The organism is Bacteroidetes bacterium SB0662_bin_6, from assembly GCA_009839485.1.
Classification (GTDB): Bacteria; Bacteroidota; Rhodothermia; order Rhodothermales; family VXPQ01; genus VXPQ01.
Window position 1 is genome coordinate 22,018 of the sequence record VXPQ01000001.1, and the last position, 23,867, is coordinate 45,884.

Here is a 23,867-nt window from a genome sequence, read left to right on the forward strand (position 1 = left end):
CGACAAGTCGGTAACAGTGTCCGCTACGGCGTGGGGAAGCAAGGCGCCGCCGCCGTACACCCCAAGCTACGTAACGACGTGCGTGTCCACATTTTCTTCCCCTTCCGAACGGGCGATAATCGCTGCCCCGCACGAATCGCTGTACACATTCACGGCGGTCCTGAACATGTCGAGCGGACGATCGATGGCGAGCATGGCGCCCACGATGAATGCCGGGCCTGCACCGGTCAGCCCCACGGCTTCCAGCACAATAAAAATGACCACCAGGCCTGCAGAGGGTATTGCGGCAGCCCCTATCGAGGCCAGTAATGCGGTGAACACGATAACCACCTGGTCCGTGAAACCCAGGGACACGCCCAGCGCCTGGGCAATGAAAATGGCCCCGAGACACTCATAGAGCGCCGTGCCATCCATATTTATCGTAGCGCCCATCGGCAATGTAAACGACGATACGCGGTTCGACACGCCTACCCTCGTTTCTACCGTCTGCATCGTCACAGGAAGCGTGGCGCCCGACGAAGCCGTCGAAAACGCCGTAACGAGCGGCTCGATCATATTCCGGAAATGGATGATCGGGTTTATTCTCCCGAGGAAGAAAAGCACCAGAGGCAGTGTAACAAACAAGTGAATCGTCAACCCCAGAGACAGCACGAACATATAGAGCCCCAGCGCCCCGAACGTTTCAAACCCCGTGCGGCCCACCAGCGTGGCAATAAGGCCGAAAACGCCAATGGGCGCCACCATGATCACGCCGGTAGTGATCTTCATCATGGCCTGAAACGCCGCATCGAAAAAATTCCTCAGAGTGGTCTGGGGCTTCTCCGGCAACCCTACAATGGCCAGACCCAGGATGATGCTGAAGAAGATAACGGCAAGCATCTGGGCGCCCGCCGCCGCCTCGATCACATTCGCCGGTACGATATCCATGAGGATATCCACCGGGGAACTGGGCGTCCTGATGTCAGGCATATCGGCCTGGATGGCATTCGCCACATCGGTCTTTTCGCCCGGACGAAAGATATTCACCAGAATCAGGCCGGTGGTGATGGCCAGCAGGCTCGTCAATACATAATACCCGAGGGTTTTGGAGAAGAGCCGCCCCACGGCGCGCCCACTGCCCACCGATGCAACCCCTGCAACAATGGATGTGAACACAAGCGGGACGATGACCATGCGAAGCAACTTCATGAACAATTGTCCAATCCATTCCACGCTATCGGCAAGAGGTTCTCCTCCTATCATACCAGCCCCGATACCGATCACCATCGCGATCAGTATCTGCCAGTGCAATTTTTTCCACCAAACGGCTCCGGTTGCTATGAGATTCATGATAGTTCGTTATGGAATCGTTACATAGTGCCCAGCGGGCGCCTGGCTCGCACGGACTGTGTGCATCAGGAAGCCAATGTAGCGATTCGCATCCTGCAAGGCAACGGATCGGAACAAGCCGCAAGCAAACAAGCACCGCAGCATGCCCCGCTATCCGAGATTCACCAGAGGAACCAGGGCATAGCCTATAAGGGTGACCAGAAAAATAAAAAGGATATTCAGAAGAATACCGGCGCGCGCCATACGAGGAATCGTCACATACTCGCTACTATATACGATGGCGTTGGGAGGCGTCGCTACGGGAAGCATGAATGCACAGCTTGCAGCAAGTACCGCGGGTACAGTGAACACCAGGGGAGACTCGCCGAGACCCACCCCAACAGAAGCCACTATCGGCAGAAATGCAGCAACCGTTGCGATATTGCTGGTCAATTCCGTCAGAAAAATGATCGTGGTCGCTATGACCAGAATAATCAGGAACACCGGCCATTTCTCAATAAGGCCGGCCTGCGCACCGAGCCAGGCCGCAAGCCCGGTATCATTGATCGCCGCGGCAAGACTCAACCCGCCGCCGAACAGAATGAGCAATCCCCAGGGTAAACGTTCGGCATCGTTCCACTCGAGCAAAAACACCCTTTTCGGGACATTGACCGGCAATAGAAAAAACAGCAAGCCCACTCCCATAGCAATTCCTGCATCCGATAAACCGGGAATCACCGGGGTAAGCAGGGGGCGCGTCATCCACAAGACGGCCGCGGTAACGAACAGAGCCATCACCATTTTTTCCGGCCGGCTCATGCGCCCCATTGCGGCCAGTTCGGAATGAATGAATGCCGCCCCCCCGGGAATTTCCCGGATTTTGACCGGATAGACTCCCCTTGTCAGCACAAAATACATGAGCGGAAGAGCAATCAGGGCCATGGGTACGCCGATCTGCATCCACTCCACGAACCCGACGGACATGTTGTACGTCTCCAGCATGAATCCTGCAAAAAACGCATTCGGAGGAGTTCCAACCAGGGTCGCGATACCGCCTATGCTGCACGAATACGCAATGATCAGCATGAGTCCTATCGTAAAATGCTCCACCTCCTTCGAATCGGTCTGGCGCACAAGTTCCGCCACGGATAATCCGATCGGCAGCATCATCAGTGCGGTCGCCGTGTTACTGACCCACATACTCAAAAACGCGGCCGCGATCATGAACCCGGCCAGAATCGCATAGGGACGCGGCCCCATCATGGCAATGATGCGCAAGGCAAGGCGACGGTGAAGATTCCACCGTTCCATACCCGCCGCAATCAGGAAGCCGCCAAGAAACAGAAAAACCAGTGGGTTCGCATAGGGGGATGCCGCGGCGCGTATATCCGCAATACCCAACAAGGGAAAAAGCACAAGCGGCAAAAGCGCCGTAGCGGATATGGGAATGGCCTCGGTCATCCACCAGACGGCCATCAGGATACCCACAGCCGCCGTCCTCCAGGCGGAAAGCGGCATATCCGCGGGGGGAGGCATAAACAGCAAAACCACGCATAAAAGCACACCTGCGCCGAGGCCGACCCACTGCCTGAAGTGAAGAGCGGATGCTGTCGATGACGAACCGGTAGCTGCAAACACGTGCTGTTATACCCCGATAAGGGAATTCCAGGACAAACAAAAAAGTGTTTTGCATGATAGGCATTGCGGTATTGCCCGGCAAACGGCCGCAGCCCGACCCCCGCAGCCTCTGAGATTTGCGGACTTGATCAGAGTATCCTGTACTGTTCGTATTTTACCCGGATATGGTTCAGTATATGATGTACTCACGGGATCCCCTATACGGTGGAATGCCTGTTTATTTCAGAATGGGTACATGGCATACGGAACGGATACGCACCCCCATACAGTACCTGACTCATAGCTCTCCAAGCTCCATGGCCGCACCGGGCACCGAAAATCACCCCCTTCGTATCGCTATTATCGGCGCCGGCCCGGCCGCTTTCTATGCAGCCGATCATATGCTGAAGCAACAGGATCTGCATGTCGAGATTGACATGTTCGACCGGCTTCCTACTCCTTTCGGCCTGGTCCGGGGCGGCGTTGCGCCTGATCACCAGAGTATCAAGAACGTTACCCGGGTCTACCACAAAACCGCCTCCAGGCCCGGGTTCCGTTTCTTTGGAAACGTGTGTTTCGGCTCGGACGTGACCCGCGCTGACCTGCAGCGGCATTACCATCAGATTTTTTATGCCACGGGGGCGCAGACGGATCGCTCCCTCGGTATTCCCGGCGAAGACCTGCATGGCAGCCATTCGGCGACCGAATTCGTGGCATGGTACAACGGACATCCCGACTACCGGCATCTCGAATTCGATCTGTCCGCGAAATCCGTTGTCGTCATCGGTGTCGGAAATGTCGCCGTTGACGTAGCGCGCATATTGTGCCGCACCCCGGAAGAACTTGCAGCCACGGACATTGCCGATCATGCGCTCGAAAAGTTACGCGAAAGCCAGGTCCGCGAGGTTCATATGCTGGGCCGGCGCGGTCCGGTCCAGGCTGCATTCACTCCTCCCGAGGCGAAGGAGTTGGGAATGCTGGAAGGCGCCGACGCCATCGTGCGCCCGGAAGAAGCGGCGCTTGACCCGCTTAGCGAGGAGGTACTCGCATCCGCAGGCCGCCGCATTCGCCGCAACGTGGAAATCGTTCAGGAAATTGCCGAACGCGATCCCTCCGGAAAAGAAAAACGCCTTCACATACGCTTCCTCGTCTCACCCACCGAAATCATCGGGGACGAAACAGGCCGGGTATCGTCAATACGGGTAGTGCATAACGAATTGCACCTGAGCGAGAACGGTCGCCTTCGCCCGCGCGCCACCGAGCGTTTCGAAACGATTTCCGCCGGGCTGATCTTTCGATCCGTAGGGTATCAGGGCGTTCCGCTGGCTGACGTTCCCTTCGATGAACAGTGGAATGTTATTCCTAACGAAAAAGGCCGCGTGGTGAACCCTGCCACCCGCAAACATGTGATCGGCGAATACGCCGGGGGATGGATCAAGAGGGGACCTTCAGGGGTCATCGGTACGAATAAGGCCGACTCCGTGGAAACAGCGACCTGTATGCTGGAAGATGTACGAAACGGGATCCTGCTTTCCCCGGAAGCCCCATCGGCTGAAGAGGCGGAGCGCATGATTTGTACCCGGTGTCCGGATTATTTCAGTTACGAAGACTGGATGCGCCTCGACGAACTGGAAACCGCTCGGGGCAAGGAAACCGGACGCCCCCGGGTAAAATTCACGAGTGCAGACGCCATGCGGAAGGCACTGGAAAACGCGGCGTAGCCGCCCTTATCTTCGCAAAAACGTCAGGAGATCGGCCATCTCCTGTATATCAATTTCCTCCTCAAGGCCAGCCGGCATCGGGGATGCATCGAGACGGCGCAACAGTTCGATCTCCGTACGCAGCGCTACTTCCTCGCGGCCTTCTTCCGTGATCAGCGTGACGGAAGAAGGAGTCTCTGCATGTAGAATCCCCGTAATTGGCGCATCGCCCCGCCGCTCCAACCTCCATAGTTCGTAGCCGTCCGCAATCGTCCTCTCCGGAACCAGGATGGCTTCCAGTAGCGCTCGGGCCGGCCAGTGCCGGACGGTACCCAGGTCGGGACCGAAAAGAACACTCGAACCGGCGTTCTCCGAAACAGCGACTCCATGGCATCGGGCGCATACGGAAAAATACACGGCTTGCCCCCGTCCGGCATCGCCGGACAGGTCCAGGGCCGCTTCATAGGCGCGCATCACATCGACGCGGGAGGCATCCGAAGCACGCAGCAAACCCCGGGCACGCGCCTTCACCGCACCTTCCGTATCCCGCATCAGGCGCACACGCCTATTCCAGCCAAGGGCCAGACGGCTTATGTCTCCTGCCTCTACCGCGTCGAGCAGCAGATGCATGCGCGATTCGGATCGCAAAAGGGCATTCAGCGCTTCTCCGCGGGCGCCGGCGGAAAGGCGGGGATACGCGTCCAGCAGAAACCGCCCCACATCGTCTCCGGGCACACGCCCCAATACACGCACAGCTGCTTCCTGCACCTGTGCCTCCGAAGCAGATCGGGTCACCATATCACGCAACGCCGGAACCACCTTGCCGGCATCGCCCATTTCCACCAGTGCCAGCATGTCTGTGCGACGTGGAGTCGGCTCCGCCCGGGAAGCGGCCAGCGCCACAGCCCGGGTTGGCTCTGTGTCAAAAGGAGCAGCACGACGCAGTAGAGCCAGCAATCCCCGGCGAATATCCGGATCAACTTCCTCATAAAAGGTCTGCAGGAGCCCCTCGCTGTCGATACCCGGCGCACCGCCGCCCGACCTGCGTCCGGTGCGCCGACCCAATCCATCGGCAAGCCCTTCAAGCACTTCGGAGCTGCTGTTGCCTCCTGATACGAGTGCAAACCGGATGGCCTCGCGGACATCCGCTTCTGACCCTGCAACGCCCGTAAGCGCCGCCACGCGCCGTATGTACGAGCGCCCTTCGACCCGATCGCCGAACGCCCGCACAGCACGGACAATCGCTTCGAAATTCGAGGTTGCGCCTGCGGTAAGGGACGCTATCTGCACCCATGGATCGCTCAAGTCCCGTTCCAGCAAGCGATCCCGCGCGACAGCCGCCCGGTCCGTGGAAAACTCTCCCAGCGTCAGCAACAACTGAAAACGCACTTTCGGATCCGCATCGTCCGCCATCGCAATCAGGTCATCCTCGAATAACGCTGCTCCATGCGTTTCGTCGAGGATTTCTGCAAGTCGGACAGCCTGGGCTCGTACGCCGGGGTGTGCATCCGAAAACGCTGCCCGGAGCACATCCGCTTGCAGCAACCCAAGCCCGTGCAGCGTCCAGAGCGCATGCAAACGGGCAAGAGCGCTTCCGTCTGCCCGCACCATGCGTGTCAGCACAGGCCCGACCCCGATCGCCCGCCTGTCCACAAGCAACCGCTGGGCATGCAGGCGCCACCATGCGTTCCCATGCCCCAGCAAACTCGCCAACGCCGCGTCGGACATGCCGGTCATGTCCACCGCGTCCAGCCAGTCGCCCTCCGGCGCCCCCTGCGCAACGATACGATAAATGCGCCCCCGGTCATTGCCGGCGTACAACTGCCCGGACGAGATCGTTTCCTTATCCATCCACTCGGGATGCTCGACGATCTTTCGATAGTAATCCACGATATAGAGCGCGCCGTCCGGCCCCGTATACGTGTTCACCGGACGAAACCAGCTATCCGTGGAAGCCAGAAATTCTTTTCCCTCGTACAGGCGTTTTGCCGTGAAAGTCGCCCCGGCGTCTTCCACGACATTGACATGCACCAGATTATGCACCGATTCGGTTACGAACGTCACCCGGTCGAACGGATCGGGAAAAGCGCCGCCCGTGTAGTACGTCAGCCCGGCCGCCGAAGTAAACACGCCACGATCGGTAAGCAGTTGGTGTTCCGGGCCGATCGTAACGGGAAACACTTCCGCAGCATTTCCGTGATCGGACGAATAGGCCACCGCCTCGCGCACCGGAAGCCCGGGATTCCTGCGCAAATACCTCGCGGCAATGACCTCGTGGAACAGGGGACGGGCATTACTGACCAGAAAATGCCGACCCCATGGATCGAAGGCGTGCCCGAACTGCGAAGCGCCGGAGAGTTCTTCCAGCTGTCCCGTGTCCGGGCGGAACCGCACATTTCGTCCGCTTGCGTTGCGCGCAAGGACAGACCCTTCCGGACGATCGGGAAAATGTACGCCGCTTCCGAAATCGCCGAACCGGTCGGCATGGGCCGTGGTGTATATCGGCCCGTTATTGGCCAGATAAATGCCATTGTCGAGGCCGTACAGCGGATTATTGAAGTTGTGCTGAGGATTCGACAGGGCGAAACCCGTCAGCACGACTTGCCTGCGGTCCGCTTTGCCATCGCCGTCCCTGTCTTCCAGATAGATGACGTCGGGCGCATCGGTAACCAGCACCCCATCCTTCCATCGCATAATGCCGGTGGGCAACGTGAGGCCATCGGCAAATACGACGCTCGTATCGGGATATGTATCGCCGTCCGTATCCATGAGCCGCATCACCCGACCCGTACCCCCGGTGTCCAGAGGATATCCCGGCATTTCCACGACATAAAGGCGGCCGTTTTCGTCCACCATCATGTCTACCGGGTCGGCAATCAACGGCTCCGCAGCGAAGGTTTCGACCCGGAAGCCTTCGACCACTTCGAGCGTGGCGAGCGCCTCGACGGGTTCGTACGGGGGACCTTCGCTCAAGTCGCCCGGCCCGCCACGCTCCACATTCGCAAACATTGCGAGCACAGCGAGCGCCGGTACCGGCAAAACAAACCGGAGGAGCCTTTTCCCCCGCCCCAGAACAACCGCAAACATCCGCTATATCTCCCAGCCCTCGCGATACGGACGATGCAGATACTGCTCAGCCTCCGGAACATTGGGGATGGTCATCGTTTCCGCATCGTACTTGATCAACCCATTGTGCTGCAAGGCAACAACGCCCAGCAACATCACCTCGGTGAGCGGTACGGCATAGGAAAACGGACAAGTGGCTTCGGCAAGCCCCTTGCATGCATTCACCCAATTCATCTCGTGGCTTTCCTGAATCCGGGGAAGCGTCTGAGGAACATCCGCATATTCTTCCATCAGCGTCTCCGGGTACAGGCGCGGATTGTGGCCGTACGTATCGTACAGCAGCACGCCCTTGTCGCCAACCAGAAGCGCACCGCCCCCCGGTATGAGCCTTACATCGTCGGGCAACACCGCCGGTCTCGGGGCGATGAGCCCCCCATCATACCACATCATTCGGATAGCCTGTCCGTCCTTGCCGGTAAATTCGTACTGCGTCATCTGGGACTGAGGCCACGCGGCATGGTCTTCACGCTCAAACGGCGTCGAACTGGTCCAGACCGAATCGGGATAATCGAGATCGAGGGCCCAGTACGCATGGTCGATGAGATGGGCGCCCATGTCTCCCAGCGCGCTGGTGCCCCAATCCACCCAGCCCCGCCACGTGAACGGCGCATACGAATCGTGATACGGCACCTCGGGCGCAGGTCCCAGCCAGACATCCCAGTCCATATGCTCCGGAGGAGTCATGCTTTCCTGGGGGATCGGTACGCCTTGCGGCCAGATAGGACGATTCGTCCAGATATGTGCTTCCCGGACCGTCCCGATCGCACCGGCATGCACCCATTCGATTAGACGGCGGCCATCATCATGGGAATGCCCCTGATTACCCATCTGCGTGACTACATTGTATTGTTCAGCCAATTCGAGCAAACGCCTAGCCTCCCGGATCGTCCTCGTGAGCGGCTTCTGCACATAGACATGCTTGCCGAGTTGCATGGCCATACTGGCCGCCACGGCATGCGTATGATCCGGCGTCGCCACGATCACAGCGTCGATGTCATCGCCGCTCTCGTCGAGCATCCGCCGGAAATCCTTGTATTTGACCGCTTGCGAGAACTTCTCGAAGGCTCTGGAAGCCCGGTTCCAATCGGGATCGGCCAGCGCCACGATATTCTCGGATTCCACATTCCCGAGATTTTGATTTGCAATGCCGCCGGCGCCTATGCTTGCAACGTTCAGGAGATCGCTGGGAGCGCGATACCCCACGCCGCCAAGCACGTGCCTGGGCACGATAGTTACACCTGCCGCCGTCAACGAGGCGTTCCGAAGAAAGGTGCGGCGAGAAAAATTCCCCTTTTTCATGATGTCTCCACAATGTGCGTTAGTAAAGCCCGCGATTCAGGCAATGCGCCCAATACGCCGGAAATCCGAAGCACCGAATATCCTTCCTCCCGCCTCCCCTCTGACCGGATCCCGGCATGGTAAACGTAAGAAATAGAACACATCGACGCATCTTTTTTATTGTATTTGCCGGTCCGTTGTCGCCGAATAGCATGATTGCACAAACGTCTCGTATCTTTAGGAAATGTATCGTATGATTTACTTCGTTGCACATCAACCCGTATCTGCTTGCGCATTATGCATTTGACGTCAGGCGAAATTCACTCGGCGAGCATGCGTTTGGAATATGCTCAGCCTGAAGAAGTGCTTGCATGGGCCTTTGACGCATTCAGCGACAATATTGTCACCGGCACAGGATTTGGCTTATCCGGCGTGGCGCTTATGCACATGCTGGCGAAGGTCCAGCCAAAAGCCGTCGTGTTCTATCTGGATACCGACCTGCTTTTCCCTGAGACCTACGCATTGAAGAACAAACTGGAAGAACGCCTGGATATTGAAATCGTCCGCATCCATCCCGGCCTCTCGCTACAGGAACAGGCTCGTTGGGAAGGAGAAACTCTCTGGCGTTCCGATCCGGATCGCTGCTGCTTTCTGCGTAAAGTGCAGCCGCTCCGTCAATTCCTTGCGTCAAAAGATGCATGGATTACCGGCATCCGGCGCGATCAGGCCCTGACTCGCAGGAATACCGCCATCGTGGAGTGGGACGAGACGCACAATCTGGTCAAGATCAATCCGATGGCTTCCTGGACGGAAACAAAAGTCCGGGAATACATACGCCGGCACGATCTTCCCTACAATCCCCTGCATGACCAGGGCTACCCAAGTATAGGCTGCATGCCCTGCACAAAACCTGTCAAGAACGGCCAGGATATTCGCTCTGGACGATGGCAGGGGCATGAAAAAACAGAGTGCGGCATCCATTTGTACATCCCCGACAGGAAAGCGACCGGCAGTTGATTGACGCCGTGCCTGACGAAACAGAGCATCGTTGCATAGTGCTAACAGGCCCTAACCTGAACGAACCCGTCGGCTTTATCGGCCTTGGCGTAATGGGTCGTGGCATGGCGCACAACCTCATCAGGCACGGCCTCGACCTGACCGTCTGGAATCGCACTCCCTCCAGAACGAAACCTCTTGAGAAAGCCGGCGCCCGGGTAGCCGCATCGATCCGGGAATTGGCTGCGCATTGCCCTATCGTCATTCTGTGCGTTAGCGATACTCCGGATGCAGCCGCTGTCATCGAAGAAGCGATCCCGTCGGCACGCCCCGGCACGCTCTTCATCGACACGAGCACGATCAGCCCGTCCGTAACGAGAACACTGGCCGGAAAACTGGCGGACCGGAATATGCATATGCTGGATGCCCCCATCAGCGGAGGCAGCGAAGGAGCCGCAAACGGCACGCTCAGCATTATGATCGGAGGCGAGTCGGATCAGGTGGCGCGGGCCATGCCCTGTTTCGAAGCCATGGGTACAACGATTACGCATGTCGGCGGGCACGGGGCCGGCCAAACCGTCAAACTTGTCAACCAGATCCTGGTTGTCGTGAACATGCTCGCCGTATCGGAGGCGCTCACGTTTGCAGAGGCCGGTGAACTGGACCTCGAAAAAACATTGGAAGCGGTAACCGGCGGAGCAGCAGGCAGCTGGATGCTGGCCAACAGGGGGCCGCAATGTACGCAAAGAGACTGGCGCCCGGGATTCACCATCGACCTGCAACTAAAAGACCTGCGCCTCGTCCTCGATGCCGCCGACGAACTGGGAGTACCCCTGATTGGTGCAGGCGCATGCTTTCACCTCTACCGCTCGCTCCAGCGAAACGGCCTCGGGAGCGAGGGCAACCATGCCCTTGTGAAAGCGCTCGAGCGGCTATCGGGAATCGAAGTGGGCAAACAGGCCGGGATGGAACCCGGCGCAACTTCCTGATCGATTCCGGAAATATTCCCGCCTATTCGCTCGACGCGAAGGTGACGTCGAAATGCACGGTTACATCATTCCCCGTGCGAAGTGCTCCATACAATGCCGTGGGCGGCTTCATCCCGTACTCCGTAAACTGGAGCGCAGTCATGCCGGTATAGCGCACCGACCCGCCTTCGAGATGCTCTGCGGACACCTCCATCTCGATGTCCTTCGTTACACCCGCAATGGTGAGGCTTCCCTGGGTCATAAGCATGTTCGCATCGCCCTCGGAAACGGCTGTCCCCACCAACTGATACGCGATGCTCGCATGTTCGCGGGCCTTCAGCGCATCGGATATCTTGCGATCCATGATCGTGCTCTTGTCGCTCTTGATCTGTCTGGAAACCACGGTGAGCACCAGACTGTCCGGCATTCCCGCTTCTCCCATCCGGACTCCTCCAGTCATCTCTTTCGCATATACGGTCCAGTCACTCTGATTCGACGTGCCGTCAATCCAGATCGAACTTTCCGGCGTCAAGGCCAGCGTTTGCGCTTCGGCGGTTTCCGCCGGTACGAAAGCCGCCATCGCAAAGAAGGCAGCTATCCAGATCATCGTGTGTTTCATGGATCCCTTCCGGTTTTTTTCAATAAGACACCTTGCGGCACAGGTTGTTGCAAAACGCCCTGAGCCGCCTGTATAAAACACCTTGTACGGAACCCGCTGCATGGTGTCAACAGGCCCTAATCTCCGCCTGACCCTCAAATTACTGTACGTACTGTACGCAACATATGTTACTATTTAGTAACTTTGCAAGGCTAGTACGTTCCCGAAACAAACCGGATCAGGCACACGGGTAAAAATCTGGGCCGGACATAGAACGAGGCTCCGCAGACAGCCTTGCGCTGAAAGGGCTTCCGGTCTACTCCATACCATCGTTTCGTCACGATAAACGCATCGAACAACATCCTTATCAAACCATCCCCAATCATGAACAGGAAAAAAACTCCCACCGATAGTGCATCCCGGCGCGAATTCGTCAAAAAGGGCGCGCTCGGAGCTGCCGCCATGCTGGCAGGATATACGCCGGCCATGGCCAAGACCCCGCAGCGCAAAACTATCGTCCATAAACCGGCGCCGGCCACGGTCCTTGGCGCAAACGACCGTCTGAACATCGGATTCATAGGCGTGGGCGGCCAGGGCTACAATGCCCATATAGGCACCATCGACAATCATGGCGCGGAATTCAATGCGGCCGGTGTGGCTGTCTGCGACGTTTTCAACAAGCGCAGGGATCGCGCGGCCGAAAGACTCGGCCTCACGGATGCAGATACATACGACGACTACCGGGCCCTGCTTGAACGGGATGATGTGGATGCTGTCTTCATTGGCGCCGTAGACCACTGGCACTCGGCCATCGCTACCGACGCCATGGATGCCGGCAAGCATGTCTACTGCGAAAAGCCGATGACGCGCTACCTGCACGAGGCCTTCGACATCTACGACAAAACCATGGAAACCGGGAAGATTTTCCAGATCGGTTCCCAGTACTGTACGGAAGGCAAGTGGCACCGTGCCGCAGAAATGATCCAGGCAGGCATGATCGGTCCCCTCGTGCTGGGACAGGATTCCTACTGCCGCAACAATCCCGACGGCGAGTGGAATTACGGAATCGACGAAGATTCTTCTCCGGAAAACATTGATTGGGCCTCCTGGCTCGGACCCGTTTCCGACCGTCCGTTCAGCGCGGACGAGTATCATCGCTGGCGCAAGTATTACCCGTACTGTGCAGGCATCCTCGGTGATCTGCTCGCCCACCGTATCCACCCGCTGATGATTGCAACAGGGGCCCCTGAATTTCCGGTGCGGGTTGCCTCGCTCGGCACACGCAAGGTCACACCCGACCGCGACGTACCCGATAACACACAGGTACTGGCCGAATTCGCCAGCGGCCTGACCCTCCTGGTTATCGGAAGCACCGTCAACGAGCAAGGACTCGGGCAGGTGATCCGGGGCCACGAAGGTACGCTGTACTTCTCCGGCAACTCCATCGAACTGCGTCCGGAACGGCCTTTTGCCGATCTGGTTGACCAGCAGATGGAAGAGAATGTCGAGCCTGGCGTAAGCGTACCCGCACACGTGGAGAACTGGCTGACCTCGATCCGCGAGAACACGCAACCCAACGGAAACATCGACCTGTCGATCAAGGCGCAAACGATTATTTGCATGGCCGAGATGTCGGACCGCCTGGGTGAAATGCTCTACTTCGACGAGGAAACGCGCAAAATGACCACAGGCGGCGGACGCGAGATCGAGCCGATCACGTACGGCACGCTCGAACTGTCGTAGCAGTCAAACGGCGGAGGCGGGGATGGGTACCGTTCGATTGGCGCGCATGGCGATGGCCTGTCGCTTTGAACTTGTCCTCCAGGGCGAGGACGAGTTGCGGCTACGGGCTGCCGGCGAGGAAGCGCTCCGGGAAATCGAACGACTGGAAACACGTCTTTCCAGATTCCTTCCCGTCTCCGACGTATCCCGCATCAATACGCACGCTTCCGAGGAAGCCGTGCCGGTCGAGCGGTGGTTGTTCGATTTATTGAAGCAATCCCTGGATCTGCACCGTTGCACGGACGGGGCTTTCGATCTGACGATCGGCCCACTCATGAAGGTGTGGGGGTTTTACGGCGACGGAGGGCGTGTACCGGACGCAGACGAGTTGGCCCAGGCCCGCCTGCGTACAGGCATGCACCTCGTTGAACTGGACGAGGCGCATTGTACGGTGCGTTTTGCCCACAAAGGGGTTGCTTTGGATTTCGGGGCCATCGGCAAGGGATACGCCGTGGACGAAGCCATACGCATATTGAGAGAGGCCGGCGTGGAGCGGGCTTTCCTGCACGGCGGCACCAGCACGATGTACGGAATCGGACAGCCGCTCGACGCCGACTCCTGGAACGTGGCCGTTGTGGACCCCCGGGCACCGGACGAACCCGTCGCCGTCGTAGCGATTCGGGACGAGGCCTTGTCGGTTTCGGCTGTTTCGGGTAAATCCTTCGAGGTTGAGGGAACCTGTTACGGCCATGTGCTGGACCCCCGCCTTGGAAAACCCGTTCGCGGAGCGCTGCTGGCGGCGACCGTTACTTCATCGGCCACTACCGCCGATGCCGTTTCGACCGCCCTGCTCGTACATGCCCGCCCCCTGCCCGAATACCGGTCCCTGGTCATTCAACCGGACGATGAAGGCCCTCTTCCCCATCGCATTCTGCACCACGGGATCCCCCTGTGCGATACATCGAAAAAGACTCCCGCTCCACCCCCTGCACCCGTGTTGAACGGCCATGCTACAACGTGGCAACAACACCCAGCCTGAACACCGCACTATGAAAGATCATACCTACGGCGGCCTCTTGAGTCGTCGAAATTTTCTGAAACGGAGCTCCCTGATCCCTCTTTCAGGCCTGCTTGCACAGGCCCCCGCCATCGGTGCAGATGCGCGCCGGGCAACCTTCCAGGAACAGGTACAGGCCGCCATAATCGGTTTCGGCCCGCAGGGGCGGGACATAGCCGCCACGCTGACACGCATCCCCGAGGTGGATCTTGCTGCGGTAGTGGACACCTACAACGTCATGCTGCGGAGAGCGCAACGCTCGGCGCCGGGAGCGGCCACATTCGAAGACTACCGCGAGGTACTGGATAATCCGGACATTTCCACGGTCTTTATCGCCACGCCCACGCACCTGCACAAACAAATTGCGCTCGATGCCTTGTCTGCCGGCAAGCATGTATACGTAGAAGCGCCGATGGCCTCGAACATCGACGATGCGCGGGTCATGGCGCAAGCCGCCCGTGACAATCCCAACCTGATTTTTCAGGTAGGACTGCATGCCCGGTCGCATCCGAATTATCGTTCCGTCTTCCAGTTCATCCGTAGCGGGGCCCTTGGAAAGGCCACAATGACCCGTTCCCAGTGGCATACAAAAGAAAGCTGGCGGAGGGCCTCGCCTAACCGGGAACGCGAGATCGCACTAAACTGGCGGCTTGACGCAGGGGTCTCTACCGGACTCATCGGCGAGGTAGGCACGCATCAGCTCGATCCTGCCCTGTGGTTTCTGAGCAAACGTCCGGCAGCGGTTACCGGTCTGGGGCAGATCATGTTATGGAATGACGGGCGCCAGGTACCCGATACGATCCAGGCCGTCTTCGAACTGGAGGACGGCGGCGTACCTATGTTGTACGACGCTACCCTTACGAGCTCGTTCGACGCCGCCTACGACACCTACTCGGGACGCGACAGCACCATCATGTTCCGCGACCACCGGGCCTGGATGTTCAAGGAAGTCGATGCCCCGTTGCTCGGATGGGAAGTGTACGCCAGAAAAGACAAGTTCTATAAGGAAACCGGTATTGCGCTGGTGGCGAATGCTACCCAACTGGATGCCCAGGATATCTCACCGACCGAAGATGATCCCAATCTCGAGACGCCCCTTTGGTACGCAATACGTGACTTCATCGACAACCATGCCTTTGGACCATATCCGCCGGCAGCGTCTTACGAGGTTGGTTTCCAAATGGCCGTCATCACTATAAAGGCCAACGAGGCCATCCTTCAGGGAACGCGCATCGAATATGACGATGCCTTGTTCGAAATCTAAACCGGGTGCATCCCATCACACCGAACCTGTTATGGCTCCTATACATTCTCGCCGTACGCGGCGTACCTTTTTGCAGAAAACCGGCGCCTTGCTGGGCGGACTTGCGTTGTCCGGCACCCCGGCCGCTACGCTTGCAAGCACCCAAAGTGTGCAAAGGCGCACCCCCCTGCCTCCGGGTATGAATCCCCTCGGCGTAGCACTCGTGGGTCTCGGCAACTACGCTACGAACCAGTTGGCTCCCGCTCTCCAGGAAACGGAGCGCTGCCGCCTCACAGGCATTGTCACGGGTACGCCCGCCAAGGCCGACAAGTGGATGGCCGAATACAATATCCCGGGGGAAAACGTCTACAATTACGAGACCTTCGACCGGATTGCGGACAATCCGGATATCGACATCGTGTATGTGGTGTTGCCAAACAGCATGCATGCGGAATATGCGATCCGGGCTGCCGAAGCAGGCAAGCAGGTCATTACGGAGAAGCCTATGGCAACCTCCGTACGCGATTGCGAGCGCATGATCGAGGCGTGCGACAAGGCCGGCGTAAAACTTTCGGTGGGATACCGCCTCCACTTCGAACCGCATCACCAGGAAATCATGCGCCTGGCGCAGGAACAGGTCTTCGGACCGGTCACTGTCGTCGAGGCCAGTTTCAGTTTTACCTCGCGCAACACCGAGGCCTGGCGATTCAGCAAGGAAATGGCGGGAGGAGGCGCCTTGCTGGACGTGGGCGTCTACGCCATCCAGGGCGCCCGGTACACGATCGGCGAAGAGCCGGTCCGCGTCCGGGCATCAGGCTACAACACGCGCCCGGACATCTTTACGGAGATTTACGAGACCATTCTGTGGGAAATGGAATTCCCCGGCGGCGCGGTGTCCAGCCACAGCACCTCCTATTCGGCCAACGTGAATCGCCTGTATATGATGGCCCCGCGGGGCTGGGCGAGAATCGAGCCGGCCTTCATGTATAACAGCGTATCCGGAGAGACGAACGAAGGCCCGATGGGGTATCCGCACGTAACGCAGCAAGCACTGCAAATAGACGACTTCGCCCGGTGCATCACGGAAGACGAAACGAGCAGGGTTTCGGGCGAAGAAGGGCTGAAGGACATGAAAGTGATCGAGGCGATCTATCGTTCGATCGACCGCAACGGGAGGTGGGTGGATGTGTAAGGAGCGGAGGAAGAAATCGGGCATGGTATTCCTTGTGCTGCTGTGCGGCCTTACGCTTACAGCGAATGCACAGCACGGAACGGTGTACGACAACCTTTCGATAACGAGCGAAATTCTCGACTCCGAAAAGAAATATGCGGTCTACCTGCCGCCGGATTACTTTTCATCCGAGCGTAGTTATCCCGTGCTTTACCTTTTACACGGAGGAGGAGACGACCAAACGGGTTGGATACAATTCGGCGAAGTGCATCATATTGCCGATAAAGCGATCCGGGAAGGCAAGGCAACCCCAATGGTAATTATCATGCCGGATGCCAGCACAGGCCAGCGAGGATATTTCAATGACATTACCAATACGTGGCGGTATGAGGACTTTTTCTTTGAAGAATTGATGCCGCACGTGGAAGAAGAATTCAGAATTAAAAGCGAAAAGCGCTACAGGGCCGTAGCCGGTCTCTCGATGGGCGGCGGCGGCTCCTTCATGTATGCCCTTCATCGACCGGATCTTTTTTCGTCGGCTGCGCCGCTGAGCGCTTCCACAGGCGCCCGGTCGGTTCAGCAATACAAGGCGCAGATGGAGCGCAGGGGTGTCGATATTACGGGAATCTCCGACTCGCAAATTGAAGAATACATCAGCCGGCACAACGCCATTTCCCTGATCGAAAGCCTGCCCGAGGACGACCTCAAATCCGTACGCTGGTTCATCGATTGCGGGGACGACGACTTTCTCTACGAAGGCAATTCGCTGGTCCACATCGCCCTAAGAAAACGGGAGATTCCTCATGAATTTCGTATTCGCGATGGCGGCCATACCTGGACGTACTGGCGCGAAAGCTTACCTGTGGTTCTGGAGTTTGTCTCGCAAAGGTTTCACCAGTTTTGAACGAAAAAGAATCGTTGCACGCACAACCATTTCGTTACACGCTATGGCAACAGAGGGACCATGGAAACCTGACAGCCGCTTCACTTTCGCGCTGGCCAGCACGGGCGCCGATCAGGACGGCGATGGCGTTTATGACCTACATGGACGCCCCACACCCGTCGAGTCGGGTGGCTGGTATCATGTGACGGGTACGTACGATGGGTCCGTCATGAGTTCTTTACCCCCGCAGCAGATTTGATGAGGCGCATGCCAGTCTACACGGTCCTGGACAATCATGAGGGCACGTTGCAATTCAACGCTATCGACCTGGACGGGCGTCTGTTTGATCGGTTCGAGATCCGCAAAACAGAATAGAAATCGCCTCAAACCATGAACAAGTCGGAGACCTTCGATCGGAGACGGTTTTTACAACTGGCGGGCAGCGGCCTTGTAACGGGCCTGGCCGGCCATGCGACAGGAGCGCCTTTTTTCAATCCCTGGCGTGACGGAGCCAACCCGCTGCTGCGGTTTGGCATGATTGCCGACGTGCATCATGGGCTCATGCCGAAGGCCGAAGAGCGGCTGGAAGCTTTTCTGGAAGAGGCAAACCAGCGCAACCTGGACTTTGTCGTTCAACTGGGCGATTTCTGTCACCCACGCCCCGACGCGCATGCCTTCGTCAAGCTCTGGGAGCAAGCCAACGCGCCGCGCTACCATGTGCTTGGCAACCATGATATGGACCTGGGCACCAAACGGCAGATCATGGACCTCTGGCAGATGGAACACAACGCCTATTCCTTTGATGCAGGCGCCTATCATTTCGTAGTGCTCGACTGCAATTTTTTGCACGTCGACGGTGCGTATGTGGACTACGAGCACGGCAATTTCTACGTGGACAATACACTCCGCACCTTCATTCACCCGGAGCAGCTTGACTGGCTCGAAGACGAACTGGCTTCAACCGATCGGCAGACCATCGTACTTACACATCAGGCGTTGGATGAGATCTGGAATGGAGGACTGGCCAAGAATCGCGGGGCGGTTCGCCGGATCTTCGCCGAAGCGAACAAACAGGCCGGTTTCCAAAAGGTGATTGCGTGTTTCTCCGGTCATCATCATCTGGACGCGCACAGCACGATCGACGGCATCCATTATGTGCAGGTTAATAGTGCCTCGTACTACTGGGTCGGCGAAGGGTATGGTCATATGGCTGAATACCGGGACCCGTTGTTCGCCTTTGTCACGGTGGGCGCAAAAGGCATTGTCATCGAAGGGCGGCGTAGCGTTTTTGTAGCTCCAACCCCGGTCGATATCGAGTTTCCCGAAGCGCATCGGCTTTCCGCCAGCCTCTCCGACCGGACGCTGGTCTTCGCGCAACCGTGAATCTCACGGATCCACCGAAACATACGCATCGATCAGCGCCTGCTCCCCTTCCTTGCCGGGCCCGGCATTCCCGTGCTCCATCCCGAGGATGTCCGTATACCCCCGTTCGTGGATATATTTGAACACGTTGCGGTAGTTGATTTCGCCCGTCGTCGGCTCCTTCCGGCCCGGATTGTCGCCGATCTGGAAATAGCCGATCTCATCCCATGATTTTTCGATGTTCGGGATCAGGTTCCCCTCACTGATCTGCTGATGGTAGATATCGAAGAGGATCTTGCAGGCAGGACTGTCTACATGCTTGCAAATCATGTATGCCTGGGGCGCCCGACTTAGAAACATGCCGGGGTGGTTTGACCACCAGTTCAGGGGTTCCAGGACCATAACCAAACCATGCGGCTCCAGAATCTCCGCCGCGCGCTTCAGCGATTCCACCACATGCACGGTCTGGTATTCCATTTCCTGGCGCTGGTCAACCCGACCGGGCACCACCGTCATCCATGTAGCGTTGACGCGCTTCGCCACTTCCACGGCGCCACGGATGTCATCCAGAAATTCCTCTCGTCTGGCCTGATCGCCACCCGCCAGATTGGCTTGCTGCCAATCGATCCTGTGTGCAACGAACACGCCCATCCGCATATTGAGCCGGGTCATTTCCTGCGCAATAGCCTCCTGCATCTCGGGGGTGCGGCCCGACATGCCGTTGTCTTCCATCGACCGGAACCCCATCTCCGCCATAAAACGAAGCTGATCGAGCAGATCGTCCCCTGCATGATGCCTGAACATGCCGAAATGCGGGGCATAGTCGAGCGTGAATTCGGGGCGGGTTCCAGAAAAACCGGAATGTGTGGACACCCCTGATAAACCGGCTGCGAGGCCCGCATGGGCGAAAGGAAGCGCCGCCGAGGCAGCTGCAAAGGAACGCAGAAAACGACGTCGTTGCATGGTTGTATGGATTTCGGTTCAAAAAACGTTCAAGTGGTCCGGAAGCCATCCGGCCTTCTCCTATCCCCCGCCGGCCTCGTCACAATGTCTCCCAAGACGCTTCCGACAAGCCCAACCGTTCGATCTCGGATTTCGGGGCGCCCGTCCATTCGGCCACAAACACGTTCCCCATATAGCCCAGATCGGCCATCCCCGCTTCCGTCGTCCAGAATCCCGAAGCCGTCAGATCGCGGAAGAAGTTGAAAAAGTTTACGCCATCCTGAAGCGCCGGGTCGGCATCCTCGGGCCAGGCGATCGCATCGACCAGCTCAACGCGCTGTGGATCGGAACACGCCGCAAACGATGCCCCGAACCGTTCCCGGGACCAGGCATTCAGCCAGGCTAATCCCTGGCGCATGGGGTCCTGCATATCCGGCATATCCGTCACAATAAAGTCCATGAATTCCGGCACCCCCACATCTGTCGCACTGCCCGAATGGTCGTCCGCCGGAATAATCATGTCCGCAAGAATACGCACCGTCCCGTACTCCTCGTCCGTAAAAAACTGCAGGGAAAAATCCCCGCGCGCACGGGCCTCTTCGGCCTCTCGAGCAGCACGTTCGACATCGGAAGCGGTCCACCGGCATCCGGCTGCCGTCAGTACGCCAGGTGCGGTGGCAGACAAGGCCAGGGCCAGCAATTTAAGCGATTCGCGGCGATCCATAGGGCAACTTCTATCGGGTCAATAACAATGTTTCCGAGCTATAAGGCGCCTGCGTTGCGGAGTCCGACAATATGATCCGCCGTGCGCCATGCCAACGCCAGAATGGTCCATGTCGTGTTTTTGTGCGCCTGGGACACGAACGGTGCTCCATCCGTTACAAAGACGTTCCTTGCATCGTGCGCCTGGCACCATGCATTGAGCGGGGCCTTTGCCGGATCGTCTCCCATACGCACCGTGCCCACTTCATGGATGATCTGCCCCGGAGCCAGAATGCCGTACCCCTCTTCTCTGGACGGCATGGGCGTCAGCACTTCACCCCCCATCGCTTCCACAAGGCTGCGGCTCGCCTCCTGGGCATGTTTAATCTGCAGATACTCTTCGTCGCTCCAGCGCACATGGAAACGAAGCACGGGGATGCCGTACTTGTCCACCACATCAGGGTCGATTTCGCAATAGTTTTCGTACCGCGCGATCATCTCGCCCCGGGCAGAGAAACCCACTACGGACCCGTACAAATCCCGGTAATCCTGCTTGAGTTGCATTCCATAGCCGCCCCCGCCCCGGGGACGATCTTCGAACAGGTTATTGACTGTGTGAATGCCGCCCATGAAGCCATAGCCGGGCTGCTGGCGTCCTCCCCATATCTCGAGATGGTATCCGCGGGCAAAATCGCGCTGCTGGTCATACCCGAACCAGGGAATGTAGATGTGCGCCCCGCCGACGCCGTCTTCATTGTACGGCATACGCCCCACAAGCTGAGGAAAGATGCCTGCCACGCTGGCGCCCGTGGAATCCATGAGATACCGCCCTACGGCGCCGCTTGAATTGGCGAGGCCGGCCGGGTGCCGGGGCGATGTCGAATTCAGAAGCAACCGGGCCGTTTCGCATGCGCTGGCCGCCAGCACCACGGTGCGCGCACGGACGGTGTATTCCTGCATGTCGTTCCGGTTAACGTACGACACGCCGGTGGCCAGCCCCTCCTGATCCGTGGTGATCTCCCGCGCCATGGCATGGTCCACAATGGTCAACCGCCCTGTACCCAGAGCCGGAGACAACAACACCGTCGGCGAGGAAAAATTCGAACCCGTGGCGCAGCCGCGGCCGCATTGCGCACAGAAGTGACAAGCAGGTCGGCCATTGTGCGTTTTTGTCAGGATAGAAAGGCGGTTCGCCAGAACAGGGATACCCATCTTCGCCGCCCCCTGCATCACGAGCAGTTCGTGCAAACGCGGCGCCGGAGGCGGCAAAAAGTCGCCGTCGGGCTCGTTGTAAAAACCGTCCCGGTTGCCGAAAATCCCGACGAGCCGATCCACTTTGTCGTACCACGGCGCAATGTCTTCATACCCTATGGGCCAGTCGTCTCCAAGGCCATCGAGACTGTATCCGCGAAAATCATCCGGACCGAACCGCAATGAAATGCGCCCCCAGTGGTTCGTACGACCGCCCAACATGCGCGCCCGGAACCAATCCCATTCCGTGCCGGGTGCGTGAGTGTACGGCTCGCCTTCGATTTCCCAGCCGCCGATGCACCCGTCGAATTCCCCGAACGGCTTCTCTTTCGAACGGGCTCCGCGCCTCGGCGAAGCATAGTTCCAGGTAAACATGTCGCCGTCCGTGGCCGCGCTCCACATCGGGCCGGCCTCCAGCATCACCACATTAGCGCCCGCCTCGGCGAGCACGTACGCCGCCATGCCCCCTCCGGCGCCTGAACCGACCACAGCAACATCGTAGATATCGGGGTTAAGGATATGTTTCATACGAATCGTAAACAGACCCAACGCAAAAACAGATCGGGCGGCGACCATACCGCCCGTCCAATTAAGGAATTTCTGATTAAATCCGCAAAGTTCAGAGGCTGCTTAAGCAATGATTGAGTCCTGGAGCGCGCAACAAGACCATCCAACGCCGAACCGCAAAATCGCAACCGGGAAAAGGGACCTTGGGACGCGCATTCGAACAAAACATAGGGCCCGGGATATCCTGCAAACTCGCGGCCAACCGCACGTTTATGTTTTGAGAGAATGCGCGTCCCAAGGTTCTCGCCCATGCGGATTTAATCAGAGGTTCCTCGGCGTATAGTTAACGGCGTTGGCCGCCGGGATACAACACGTTTCCGGTCTTTCCCCGGGCAAATCCCTCAATCCCCTGAAATATCTCGCTAATGCAGGGCACAGGGGGATTGTGACACTCCGGTGTGTCCGTGGCGAACAGCCCGGTGCATCTGGGCTGAAAATTATAGCCGGCCTCAAGACTCGTTTCCGTTGCAGGGGTCCATTCCCTGCCTATCCCCTCTCCGGCCCCGAAAAAACCGTAACCGTTCTTCACGTTAGAAAACGTACCCGGCACCGCAAGCAGATTCGCATCGAACACCCCGCCGGGCGGCGACCAGGACGAATCCGCAAGCAGGCCCGAGAATTCCATCTTCCGGAGCCATACGTAGGGGGCGCTTTCTTCGGGATCGGTAATCAGGCAATTGATTTGATAGGCCGCCCGAACGATCTCAAAATCCCGCTCCATATCTATCGTGAAACGCCACCCCCCCGGGATGCGCTCGACTCGATCATCGTACGAAACAATCACCGGCAATTGCACAGCCGGGGCCACCGGCGTACCCTGCGGCCAGGCCTGGGGCGGCGGAACATTGATCGCATGGTACGTCACACGCAACCCGATGAGGTTCGGCACGTCGCCGTCGATAAAGACAGGAATGAGGACACTCGACTCGCCGGTTTCGAGGGTGAAATTTGCGGCGGGCGGCACGGTCACTTCAGCACTGGCCGTTTCCCCATCCGAGCGTACCACCTCGAGCAGATAGCGCACCTCATGCTCCGGGCGGAACGGAGCCATGAAGAAATGTCCGGTGATCAGGCTGTCGAAATGCACGCGCTGATACGTCCATTCGAGGCGCTCGCCCGTCGTGCGATTCGTGGAGAATACACGCGCATCGATCTTCCTATCCCGGTCGGGAATCAGTTGATCCGTAACTTCAAAGACCCGTACATACTGGGTGTCGGCGGCGACATCCAGAAAGCCCCAGACCGTGAAGGGGATTTCGGTCCCGATAATCGCATCCACACTCTCCTCGCAACCGGTAGTCGCCAGCAGCAAGCCCGGCAACACTACCATGGCGAAAAGCCGGATAAACACCCTGTTTCGCATATCATTCAAGGAA

At 58.2% G+C, this 23,867-nt stretch carries 19 protein-coding genes; 10 read left to right on the forward strand and 9 right to left on the reverse strand.

Features of this window, described 5'->3' with window-relative positions:
- Positions 1–66: 66 nt before the first annotated feature.
- Positions 67–1,329 (reverse strand): dicarboxylate/amino acid:cation symporter, encoded by a 1,263-nt coding sequence (locus tag F4Y00_00095; protein MYE03369.1) that lies wholly within the window; start codon positions 1,327–1,329, stop codon positions 67–69.
- Between the two features lie 150 nt (positions 1,330–1,479).
- Positions 1,480–2,946 (reverse strand): DASS family sodium-coupled anion symporter, encoded by a 1,467-nt coding sequence (locus tag F4Y00_00100; protein MYE03370.1) that lies wholly within the window; start codon positions 2,944–2,946, stop codon positions 1,480–1,482.
- A gap of 296 nt (positions 2,947–3,242) precedes the next feature.
- Here F4Y00_00100 and F4Y00_00105 point away from each other — a divergent pair, with 296 nt between their 5' ends.
- Entirely contained in the window at positions 3,243–4,646 is a 1,404-nt protein-coding gene (locus tag F4Y00_00105) for an NADP oxidoreductase (GenBank protein MYE03371.1), read from the forward strand.
- Positions 4,647–4,652: 6 nt separating this feature from the next.
- Here the strand turns inward: F4Y00_00105 and F4Y00_00110 are convergent, their stop codons facing one another.
- Together F4Y00_00110 and F4Y00_00115 are read right to left on the reverse strand one after the other, a co-directional pair.
- On the reverse strand, positions 4,653–7,712 hold the full coding sequence (locus tag F4Y00_00110; protein MYE03372.1) for a c-type cytochrome: 3,060 nt from the start codon (positions 7,710–7,712) through the stop codon (positions 4,653–4,655).
- A gap of 3 nt (positions 7,713–7,715) precedes the next feature.
- Positions 7,716–9,050 (reverse strand): Gfo/Idh/MocA family oxidoreductase, encoded by a 1,335-nt coding sequence (locus F4Y00_00115; protein MYE03373.1) that lies wholly within the window; start codon positions 9,048–9,050, stop codon positions 7,716–7,718.
- A 276-nt stretch (positions 9,051–9,326) separates the two neighbouring features.
- On the opposite strand from F4Y00_00115, the gene F4Y00_00120 reads away from it, so the two are divergent.
- Both F4Y00_00120 and F4Y00_00125 read left to right on the forward strand, forming a co-directional pair.
- Positions 9,327–10,046, forward strand: a complete 720-nt coding sequence (locus F4Y00_00120; GenBank protein MYE03374.1) for a phosphoadenylyl-sulfate reductase — start codon at positions 9,327–9,329, stop codon at positions 10,044–10,046.
- A gap of 56 nt (positions 10,047–10,102) precedes the next feature.
- Entirely contained in the window at positions 10,103–11,014 is a 912-nt protein-coding gene (locus F4Y00_00125) for an NAD(P)-dependent oxidoreductase (protein MYE03375.1), read from the forward strand.
- A 22-nt stretch (positions 11,015–11,036) separates the two neighbouring features.
- Here F4Y00_00125 and F4Y00_00130 read toward each other — a convergent pair whose 3' ends face one another.
- A complete protein-coding gene (locus F4Y00_00130) occupies positions 11,037–11,714 on the reverse strand; it encodes a YceI family protein (protein ID MYE03376.1) in 678 nt (225 codons plus the stop codon).
- Positions 11,715–11,975: 261 nt separating this feature from the next.
- On the opposite strand from F4Y00_00130, the gene F4Y00_00135 reads away from it, so the two are divergent.
- From F4Y00_00135 to F4Y00_00165, 7 genes are all read left to right on the forward strand, one after another.
- Positions 11,976–13,334, forward strand: coding sequence for a Gfo/Idh/MocA family oxidoreductase (locus F4Y00_00135; protein ID MYE03377.1), 1,359 nt, complete (start codon positions 11,976–11,978; stop codon positions 13,332–13,334).
- Between the two features lie 22 nt (positions 13,335–13,356).
- Positions 13,357–14,352, forward strand: a complete 996-nt coding sequence (locus tag F4Y00_00140) for an FAD:protein FMN transferase (GenBank protein MYE03378.1) — start codon at positions 13,357–13,359, stop codon at positions 14,350–14,352.
- The gene (locus tag F4Y00_00145) at positions 14,321–15,634 is read left to right on the forward strand and encodes a Gfo/Idh/MocA family oxidoreductase (protein MYE03379.1); all 1,314 of its coding nucleotides are present in this window, start codon (positions 14,321–14,323) and stop codon (positions 15,632–15,634) included. Before F4Y00_00140 ends, F4Y00_00145 begins: the two co-directional genes overlap by 32 nt.
- Before the next feature lie 31 nt (positions 15,635–15,665).
- Positions 15,666–16,805: a Gfo/Idh/MocA family oxidoreductase gene (locus F4Y00_00150; GenBank protein MYE03380.1), complete on the forward strand. Its 1,140-nt coding sequence runs from the start codon at positions 15,666–15,668 to the stop codon at positions 16,803–16,805.
- A 22-nt stretch (positions 16,806–16,827) separates the two neighbouring features.
- Positions 16,828–17,688 carry an esterase family protein gene (locus tag F4Y00_00155; protein MYE03381.1) on the forward strand — a complete coding sequence of 287 codons (861 nt, stop codon included), beginning with the start codon at positions 16,828–16,830 and terminating at the stop codon, positions 17,686–17,688.
- Positions 17,689–17,731: 43 nt separating this feature from the next.
- On the forward strand, positions 17,732–17,926 hold the full coding sequence (locus F4Y00_00160; GenBank protein ID MYE03382.1) for a LamG domain-containing protein: 195 nt from the start codon (positions 17,732–17,734) through the stop codon (positions 17,924–17,926).
- Between the two features lie 131 nt (positions 17,927–18,057).
- Positions 18,058–19,050, forward strand: a complete 993-nt coding sequence (locus F4Y00_00165; protein ID MYE03383.1) for a metallophosphoesterase — start codon at positions 18,058–18,060, stop codon at positions 19,048–19,050.
- A gap of 3 nt (positions 19,051–19,053) precedes the next feature.
- Here the strand turns inward: F4Y00_00165 and F4Y00_00170 are convergent, their stop codons facing one another.
- From F4Y00_00170 to F4Y00_00185, 4 genes are all read right to left on the reverse strand, one after another.
- On the reverse strand, positions 19,054–19,992 hold the full coding sequence (locus F4Y00_00170; GenBank protein MYE03384.1) for a TIM barrel protein: 939 nt from the start codon (positions 19,990–19,992) through the stop codon (positions 19,054–19,056).
- A 79-nt stretch (positions 19,993–20,071) separates the two neighbouring features.
- Positions 20,072–20,695, reverse strand: a complete 624-nt coding sequence (locus F4Y00_00175) for a gluconate 2-dehydrogenase subunit 3 family protein (GenBank protein ID MYE03385.1) — start codon at positions 20,693–20,695, stop codon at positions 20,072–20,074.
- A gap of 38 nt (positions 20,696–20,733) precedes the next feature.
- A complete protein-coding gene (locus F4Y00_00180; GenBank protein ID MYE03386.1) occupies positions 20,734–22,452 on the reverse strand; it encodes a GMC family oxidoreductase in 1,719 nt (572 codons plus the stop codon).
- Positions 22,453–22,774: 322 nt separating this feature from the next.
- Positions 22,775–23,854 (reverse strand): DUF4249 family protein, encoded by a 1,080-nt coding sequence (locus F4Y00_00185; protein MYE03387.1) that lies wholly within the window; start codon positions 23,852–23,854, stop codon positions 22,775–22,777.
- Between the last annotated feature and the right edge of the window lie 13 nt (positions 23,855–23,867).